General features: G+C 76.1%; 4 protein-coding genes. All 4 read right to left on the reverse strand.

Annotated features, from left to right (window positions below):
• On the reverse strand, positions 1 to 663 hold a 663-nt coding region (locus tag B5D80_RS32205), incomplete at its 3' end, for a condensation domain-containing protein (protein WP_245855125.1).
• Positions 664 to 778: 115 nt separating this feature from the next.
• Positions 779 to 1,426 carry a SpcZ gene (locus B5D80_RS32210; RefSeq protein ID WP_144081836.1) on the reverse strand — a complete coding sequence of 216 codons (648 nt, stop codon included), beginning with the start codon at positions 1,424 to 1,426 and terminating at the stop codon, positions 779 to 781.
• The gene (locus tag B5D80_RS32215) at positions 1,423 to 4,680 is read right to left on the reverse strand and encodes a non-ribosomal peptide synthetase (protein ID WP_088647699.1); all 3,258 of its coding nucleotides are present in this window, start codon (positions 4,678 to 4,680) and stop codon (positions 1,423 to 1,425) included. Before B5D80_RS32215 ends, B5D80_RS32210 begins: the two co-directional genes overlap by 4 nt.
• Position 4,681: 1 nt before the next feature.
• On the reverse strand, positions 4,682 to 7,961 hold a 3,280-nt coding region (locus B5D80_RS32220; RefSeq protein WP_245855127.1), incomplete at its 5' end, for a lantibiotic dehydratase.

Consider the following 7,961-nt stretch of genomic DNA (forward strand, 5'->3'; position numbering starts at 1 on the left):
GTGTTTGAGGGTGTCGTTGGTGAGCCAGTGGTGTTGCCAGGCGGCGTAGTCGGCGTATTGGACGGGTAGGGGTGGCAGCGGGTCGGCACGACCCTCGTGGTGGGCGGCGTAGAGGACGCCGAGTTCCCGGGTGAGGATTCCCAGCGACCAGCCGTCGGACACGATGTGGTGCATCGTCAGCAGCAGGACGTGCCGGTCCGGGGCGAGGATCACCAGTCGGCCACGGAACAACGGACCGGCCGCCAGGTCGAACCGGGCGGTGCTCTCCTCCCGCTGCAACCGGGCCAGGGCGTCCGGGGCGTCGGCGTGCCCGCTCAGGTCGTCGTAGCGCAGCGGGAACCCCACCCCGGGCGGGTCGATCTGCTGGAACGCCTCGTCACCGTCGCCGACGATCCGGGTACGCAACGCCTCGTGCCGGGCCACCAGGGCGTCCAGCGCCGCCCGCAACGCGTCCCCGTCGAGCCGGCCGTCGAGTTGGAGGGCCAGCGGCATGTGGTAGGCGTGACCGACCCGGCCGAGCCGTTCCAGGAACCACAACCGCCGCTGCGCGAACGACAACGGCAGGAGGCCCGACCGGTCCGGCAACCGCTCGATGTCGGCGGGTGGGCGGGCCGGCGGGACCCGACCGGGAGCCGGGAGACGGATCGGGCTGTCGTGCGGCACAGGTGCCCCCTCGGGTCCCCATCGGCTCGCCACGCATCTGACATCGGCCAATGTGGATCCACACTAGATCAGTCGACCGGCCCAGACCAGGTACCGACGGGCAGGACCCGCCACCTCAGTCCGGCACCGCCCGCAGACTTTCGGTCAACGCCCCGACCAGCCGTCCGTACGCCGCCCGACGGACGTCCGGGGCCGCCGCCACGCCGGCCCGGTTCGCCACCGCCAGGGCGTACGCGCGCACCAGGGCGGCGGGGTACGCGCGGGCGAACGCCTCCCCGTCCATCAGCGCCAGCGCACCGGCCAGGGCGTCGGCGTTGGCGATGGCGTTGGCATCGGCGAACGCCTCGACACCCGCCCCGGCGCTCAGGTCGGCGTACCGCTCGGCGAACGCGACCACCTCGTGCGGGGGGTAGCCGTTCGCGGTCGCGTAGGCGTGGGCGTTGGCGTACCCGACCGCGCGGGCCTCGGCGTACGGGTAGGCCGCCCGGTACAGCTCACGCAGGGCCGGCCGCAGCGCGTCGCGCCACCGGTCCACCCCGGCCCGGTCCCCGGCGAGCGCCCGCCGGAGCAGGTCACCGACCATCCGGCCGGCGTCGCCCGGCGTCGGGGCGAGCATCCGCGCGGCCGTGTCGTGCGCCACCCGCACCGGCACCCGGCCGGCGAGCCGGTCGAGTTCGGCGTCCACCCGCTGCCGCCAGCGCGCCGGGTCGTCGCCCTCGGCCAGCGCGGCGAGCACCGCCGCCAGCCATGCCGGCGTGCTCACCCGTCCCACCGCGACGGCTGGTCCATTCCGGCGAGCAGATCGTCGACGTCGTCGTCGGTCAACGTGTCGAGATATCCGCCGGTGTCGCCCCCTGCGGGCGTCGTACCGGCGCGGGTGGCCCCGGCGGCGGTGACCGCCAAGGCCAGGCCGGCCACGGTGGGATCGTCGAAGAGCGTCCGGACCGGCAGGTCCACCCCGTACGCCGTCCAGATCCGGGCCATCAGCTGGGTGGCCTTCACGGAGTGCCCGCCGAGGGCGAAGAAGTTGTCGGCGACCCCGACCGGTTCGGGCAGGTCCAGCAGGTCCGCCACCAGCACCGACAGTTCCCGCTCCACCGGGGTACGCGGGGCGACCGGCGGCGTACCGGCGACGGAACCGCGCTGCGGCGGGGGCAGAGCGCGCAGGTCCAGCTTGCCGCGGGAGGTGCGGGGCAGTTGCGGCAGCGCCACGAAGACCGCCGGCACCATGTGCGCGGGCAGGAACCGCCGCGCGTACGCGGACAACCCCGCCGGTGCCTGCGCCGTGACCGGTTCGCCGACCACGTACCCGACCAGCCGCACGTCGTCGTGCTCCCCGTCGCAGACGGCGGTCACGACCGCGTCGCGGACCTCGGGGTGACCGCGCAGCACCGCCTCGACCTCCGCCGTCTCGACCCGGAACCCCCGCACCTTCACCTGCCGGTCGGCCCGGCCCAGCGGCACGATCCGTCCGCTCGGCAACCACCGGCCCAGGTCCCCGCTGCGGTAGAGCCGCCCGCCCGGGGTGAACGGGTCGGGCACGAACCGTTCGGCGGTCAGGGCGGGCGCCCCGACGTAGCCCCGGCCGACGCCCGCGCCGCCGATGCAGATCTCACCGACCACACCGGGCGGCACCGGGCGCAGCCACCGGTCCAGCACGTACACCCGGCTGCCGGCGACGGTGTGGCCGAGGTCCGGTGGCGTCGACCCCGGCGGCACCTGCGCCCCGGTCGAGTAGACGGTCGTCTCGGTCGGGCCGTACAGGTTCCACAGCCGGCTGTCCGGCCCGGTCAGCGCGTCGGCGAGGGCCCGGGGCAGCGCCTCCCCGCCGCTGAGCCGCAGCCGTACCCCGGCCGGCACCCCGCCGGCCGCGACCAGCATCCGCCAGGTCGTCGGCGTCGCCTGGAGCATGGTGGCCCCGGTGGCGGTGAGCAGCCGCCGCAGCCGGTTGCCGTCGATGACGTCGTCGTCGCCGGCCACCACCACCTCCGCCCCGCACAGCAGCGGCAGCAGCAGGTCGAGCAGGGCGATGTCGAACGCGAACGGGCTCACCGACAGCACCCGGTCGGCCGGTCCCAACGGGATCATCTCGCGGAACGCGTGCAGCAGGTGCGCCACCGCCCCCTGGGTGACGGTCACCGCCTTCGGCCGGCCGGTGGAACCGGAGGTGAACAGCACGTACGCCGCCGCCGACGCCGGCACCACGCACGGCGGCGGCACCGGCGGCACCGGCGTGGGCTCCGGTGCGGCCAGGTCGAGCAGGGTCACCGCCGGGGCCAGTTCGGCCAGCAGCGACGCGGCGACGGCGCTGCGGTCGGTGACGACCACCCGCACCCCGGCGTCGGCGAGCATGCCACGTAACCGCGCCGGCGGGTGGGTCGGATCGAGCGGCAGGTAGGCCGCGCCGACCCGCCAGACGCCCAGCAGCGCCGGCAGCGGCCGGGCCCCCCGGGGCAGCACGATGCCGACGGTGTCCTGGGCCCGTACGCCGAGCCCCCGCAGCCCGGTGGCCACCCGGGCGGTCAGCCCGCGCAGCGCGGTCCCGGTCAGGCTCACGTCGTCGCCGCGGATCACCGTCCGCCCGCCCGGGTCGATTGCGGCCACGAGCGCCGCCGCGGTGCTCCCCGGCGGCGGGACCGAGCCGGTCCGGGGAGCCGGCCACACCCCGGTGACGAGGTGCGCCGTCGCCGGGGACAGGACGTCCACGTCGGCGACGCGGGTCTGCGGTGCGTTCGCCAGCGCGGTCAGGATCGCGGCCAGGGCGTCGGCGAACCGCGCCGCGCTCTGCGGGGTGAACAGGTCGGTGAGGTACCGCAGGCGCACCGTCAGCTCGTCCGGGCCGGCGACGGCGGCCAGCTCCAGCTCGAACTTCCCGGTGCCGGTGGACACCACCTCGGGCCGCCAGCGCAGCGCCCCCCGCCCGAGCGGCGGCAGCGCCTCCTCGACCGTGCACATCACCTGCACCAGCGGCGTCCGCGTCGGCTGCCGCGGCGGGCGGCACAGCTCGACCACCCGCGTGAACGGCAGATCCTGGTGGGCCTGCACGCGGGCGGTGGCGGCGTGCAACCGGTCGAGCAGTTCGGCGAGCGTCGGATCGCCGTGCAGCGCCGCGCGGACCGCGACGGTGTTGGCGAACAGGCCCAGCATCGGCTCGGTCTCGATGCGGGTACGCCCGGCCACCGGCACACCGACGAGCACCTCGTCCACGCCGCTCACCCGGGACAGCAGGGCCGCGTACCCGGTCACCAGGACGGTGAACAGGGTGCTGCCGTGTGCCCCGGCCAGGCGGCGCAGCGCCGCGGCCAGCTCCGCGTCGACCGGCACCGCCACCTCGGCGGCGGCCGGCGACAACCGCTCGGGGTACGGGTGGTCGACCGGCAGCGGCACCTCCGAGGGGGCGTCGGCGAGTTCGGCCGACCAGAAGCGTTCCGCCTCGGCGTGGCCGCCCGCGTCGACGTGTTCCCGTTCCCACAGGGCGAAGTCGGCGTACTGCACCTGTGGTTCGACCCCGACCGGCGGGCGGCCGGCGCACAGCGCCTCGTAGTCGGCGCACAACTCACCGAGGAGCAGCCGCAGCGACCAGCCGTCGACGATCGCGTGGTGCGCCACCAGCGCCAGGGCGTGCCGCTGCGGGCCGAGGCGCAGCAGGTGGGCCCTGGCCAGCGGGGCACGCTCCAGCGACATCGGCAGGCGGGCGTGGTCGCGCACCGCGACCCCGGCCGCCGCCTCCCGGTCGGCCTCGGGCAGGTGGTCGAGGGCCACCACCTCCAGGGCAGGCGCGGGGGCGTCGTCGTGGATCACCTGGATGGGCCGCCCGCCGTTGGCACGGAAGGTGGTGCGCAGGATCTCGTGCCGGGTGACCGCCGCCGTCCACGCCCCGCCGAGAGCGGCGGTGTCGAGCGGGCCGTCGAGCCACACCACCGCGCCGACGTGGTAGGTCGGCCGGCCCGGGTCCAACTGGTCGAGCAGCCACATCCGCCGCTGCGCCGCCGAGGCCGGGAACTCGAAGACCGCCATCTCACCGCCCCTGCCCGTCGACCGCGACGACCCGCAGTTCCGCCGTGTACCGGCCGTCGGGTCCGGTCAGCCACAGCTGCTCCGGTGTCGGCAGCATCTCCACCACACCCACCCCGGCGTCGTCGCCGCCGTGGCGGCGGGCCCGGCGGACCGCACGGGACACCAGGTCCACCGAGGCGAGGCTGGTCAGGTCGGCGTGCACCGGCTTGCGTTCACCAGCGCAGCGCAGGAACACGTGACGCGGCAGGTGGTGGGCGGCGGCCCAGGCCCGTACCTGCCGGAACCGCAGCGCCTCGTCGCGGGTGTCGGCGAAGGCGAGGTCGGCGGCGGTGAACGTCCACGCCTCCCGGCTGACCACCAGCGAGTCGATGGTGACCCTCGGCTGGTGCGCCGCCGGGGGCAGGACCCGGAACAGCTGGGACAGCCCGGCACCGACCACGTCACCGAGGACGTCCATCAGGTCGGTGTCGAACCGCCCGTCACGTGACCGTACCCGCAGCCCGCCGGCCGTACCGACCAGGTCGCACTCGCCGACCCGCAGGCTGCGGCGCGGGTCGTGCCCGAACGAGTCGTGCGCGAACACCAGCCGCACGTCACCCGCGCCGGTCAGGGCGTTGCTCTGCCGGGTCGGCACGCCACCCTCCTGGCCGGTCTCGGCCGGATACACCACCCCGGCGCCCACGTCGTGGCCCATCGCGGCGCGCAGCGTGTCCGCCTGCGGGTGACAGGCCACCCAGGTGGCGTACCGCAGGGTGTTGACCCCCGGGTGCAGCTCACCCAGGACCCACTCGTCGCCGGCGCGCATCAGGTCGGGGCTGTGCTGCCGTGCGGTGGGCCAGCCGGGCCGCCCCGCGCCGAAGGCGGCGGCCACCGCCGGGGCCAGCTCCGCCGCCGTGAACCTGACCCGCCGCCGACCGGCCGGCAGGGTCAGCACGTCGGCCCAGCGGCGATGCAGCGCCGCGGTGAGCAGGGCGGTCAGCCGCTGCGGCGGGTGGAACAGCGCCTCGCCGGCCAGCAGCCAGAAGTCGACCAGCGGGATCACGTCGGTGCCCAGTTCCGTCGCGCGACGCTGGTAGATCTCGGTGCACAGCCGCCGGTAGAGGGTCGCGCCGGCCGCGGTGAACCACCGCGCGCCCTCCAGCACCAGGGCCAGCGCCGTACGGACCCCGTCGAGGCTCCCCTCGCCGACGGCGACGGTGCCGGCCCGTAGACACTCCTCGTAGACGGCTGTGCGTCCGGCGTACATCGTGCCGGCGCGGCGGGTCGCCGGGACACCGGCCAGCCGTTCGAACGTGGCCTCCAGATGGGACATCGCGGCGGTCACCCCGTCCGGGTCCCCGGCGGCTGCGGCGAGCGCGTCGCGGGCGGCGCACAACTCGTCCAGGGCACCGAGCGCGGGGGTACGCACACCGGCGTCGGTGACCCGTTCCAGCAGGGTGCGCAGGGTCCGCTCGGGGCGGGTGTCGTGGGGTGCCGCCTCCGGCTGCCAGGCGATCCGGTGGGTCGCGGCCAACGTGCCCAGCACCTCGTGCACCTCCCGCGTCGTGCGCAGCCCCGACCCGGCGTCGGCCAGCACGGTGGCGGCGACCGCGTTCGCGTCGCGGATCCCGTCGCAGGCGCGCAGCACCGCCGCCTCGGCGTCGCCGACCGTCACCGGGGCGGCGAGCGGTATCCGCAGGGTCGTCCCGGTCAGGTCCAGGAAGGGCATGACCCGGGGCACGAGCCACGGGCGCAGCCGGACCGCGTACGGGGCGAGCACCGCCGCGACCGCCCAGCCCTCCAGGTAGACCGTCCGTCGGGCGAGGAGCGCCGGCGGGTCGGCGGGGTCGACCCGTACCCCCGCACCGGGCTCGATCCGGGCCCAGCCGACCGGCCCGAAGAAGCCGATGGTGTCGTTCTTCAGGCAGTAGCGCTGCAGGTAGCTGGTGACCAGCGCCTCGTGCTGGCGGTGCCTGGTGTTGCGGGTCCGGTGGTCGGGGCCCCGGCGCAGCAGCGCGTCAACGCCGGTGCGCAGCGCGTGCGGGTTCTGCCAGGCCACCGCCTCCCGGAAGCGCGGGTGGGCCGCCACCGCGTGCAGCGCGGCCGTGAGCCGACCCACCGCGCCCGGGTACACGGCCGCGTACGCCGCCTCCGCGTCGACGAGGCCCGCCTCGTCCCCGGCGGCGGCCACCACCCGGTCGGCGGCGGCGGCGAGTTCCGCGTCGCCCAGCGCCGCCGTCAGGTCGGCCGGGAGTCCGGCGCCCCGCAGGCAGACCGTCCGCCACAGGGACCACCCGTCGGTCAGCCGGGTGAGATGTCCGGGCCGGTCCCGCCCGGCGGGGTGCGCCACCCGCTCGCGGCGGACCAGTGCCGGCCCGCTCTGCTGCCCCCGGCCGCCCACCGGTGCGACCGCCGCGTCGAGCCACGCCGCCGTCGCGGCAAGCGTCGGAGCCCGGTAGAAGAGGCCCACCCCCAACTCCACACCGAACGTCTCCTTGATGCGGAACATCAACCGGGTGGCCGTCAGCGAGTTGCCGCCGAGGGCGAAGAAGCTGCTCTCCGGGCCGATGCTCGCGGCGGGACGACCGCCGGGCAGCAGCCGGGACCACAGCGCGGCCAGCCGGTGCTCGGTCGGCGAGGCGGGGCCGGCCGGGTGCGGGGCCTCCCCGGTGAGGTCGGGCACCGGCAACGCCGCCCGGTCGACCTTCCCGTACGCGGTAGTCGGCAGCCGGTCCAGGATGGTGAACACGGCGGGCACCAGGTGCGCCGGCAGCCGGCCGGCGACGTGGTCACGCAGAGCGGCCGGGGCCGGGACCGCCGCGCCGGCCGGCGTGACGTAGCCGACCAGGTGCCGCTGCGTCCCGTCGTCCAGGACACCCACCGCCGCCGCCCCGACCGCCGGATGCGCCCGCAGCACCGCCTCCACCTCGCCCGGCTCGACCCGGAACCCCCGGATCTTGACCTGGTCGTCGCGGCGGCCCAGGAACTCCAGCACCCCGTCGGCACGCCAGCGGACCACGTCACCGGTCCGGTAGAGCCGCCCACCCGGCACGTGCGGGTCCGGCACGAACGCGCGCGCGGTCGCCGCCGGATCACCGAGGTAGCCGCGGGCCAGCCCGTCGCCGCCGGTGCACAGCTCACCGGCGACCCCGACCGGCACCGGCCGGCCGTCGGTGTCGAGGACGTGGACGGTGGTCTGCGGCACGGGACGGCCGATCGGCACCCGGTCACCCACCGGCGCGGTGCCGCTCATCCGGTGGCAGGTGGTCAGTGTCGCGTTCTCGGTCGGCCCGTACGCATTG

The organism is Micromonospora wenchangensis, from assembly GCF_002210435.1.
GTDB classification, from domain to species: domain Bacteria; phylum Actinomycetota; class Actinomycetes; order Mycobacteriales; family Micromonosporaceae; genus Micromonospora; species Micromonospora wenchangensis.